Origin of the sequence: Psychrobacter sp. AOP5-GZ1-6, assembly GCF_052376345.1 — a bacterium.
Classification (GTDB): Bacteria; Pseudomonadota; Gammaproteobacteria; order Pseudomonadales; family Moraxellaceae; genus Psychrobacter.
The window spans coordinates 1-814 of record NZ_JBQSVP010000310.1 but is presented as its reverse complement, the minus strand read 5'-3'; the positions used below and the strand labels follow the sequence as shown (position 1 = coordinate 814).

Genomic DNA, 814 nt, shown 5'->3' with positions numbered 1-814 from the left:
GCTAGTTTTAAACGCTATACAGGCATTCATAAAGCCACCTTTTATGACATGCTTGAGGCCATGCAAAAGCATGAAGCATCTAAAACCAAATCAGGCAGACCAAGCGTGCTCAGTCTTAAAGCACAAATACTATTAGCCCTGACTTATTGGCGTGAATACCGCACGCTTTATCATATCAGTATGGACTTTGGTATTCATGAATCTTCTGCTAGCCGTATCATCCGTAAAGTAGAAGACATCCTGATTGACTCTGGCAAGTTTGAATTGCCCAAAAAGCTCCCTAGTCGCGTCGATGATGACATCAATTGGAGCGTCGTCATTGTTGATGCGACCGAAACCCCAATTGAGCGTCCAAAAAAAACCAAAGAGACTACTACAGCGGTAAGAAAAAACAACACACCTTGAAAGCGCAGGTTATCGTTCATTGGCAAACAGGGTTGATACTTGATGTGCAAACCTGCAAAGGGTCAATCCACGATTTTAAGCTCTATAAAGATACTTGTCCTGATTGGCTTCCTGACAATGCTAAATTACTAGCAGATAGTGGTTATCAGGGTATAGCAAAGCTGCATAAGCAAACCTTCACCCCTTTTAAAAAGCCACGTGGTGGTCAGTTACTGGAGATATGCAAACAGGCCAATCACTATCTGTCAAAATTCCGTATTGTGGTTGAGCACAAAATAGGCTTAATCAAGTTGTTCAAAATCGTGGCTCATAAATATCGTAACCGTCGTCAGCGCTATGATCTTAGAATGAAGCTGTTTGCTGGTATCATTAATTTCGAGCTAAACCTATGACTTTTGCAAGAGGTCTA

The 814-nt window shown here is 41.6% G+C and carries 2 protein-coding genes; both read left to right on the top strand.

What is annotated here, in order from left to right:
- A partial coding sequence (locus tag ACT3RN_RS15955; protein ID WP_444518851.1) for a helix-turn-helix domain-containing protein occupies positions 1 to 405 on the top strand: 405 nt, incomplete at its 5' end.
- Positions 402 to 797 (top strand): transposase family protein, encoded by a 396-nt coding sequence (locus ACT3RN_RS15950; protein ID WP_192519212.1) that lies wholly within the window; start codon positions 402 to 404, stop codon positions 795 to 797. The genes ACT3RN_RS15955 and ACT3RN_RS15950, both read left to right, overlap by 4 nt.
- Positions 798 to 814 lie beyond the last annotated feature (17 nt).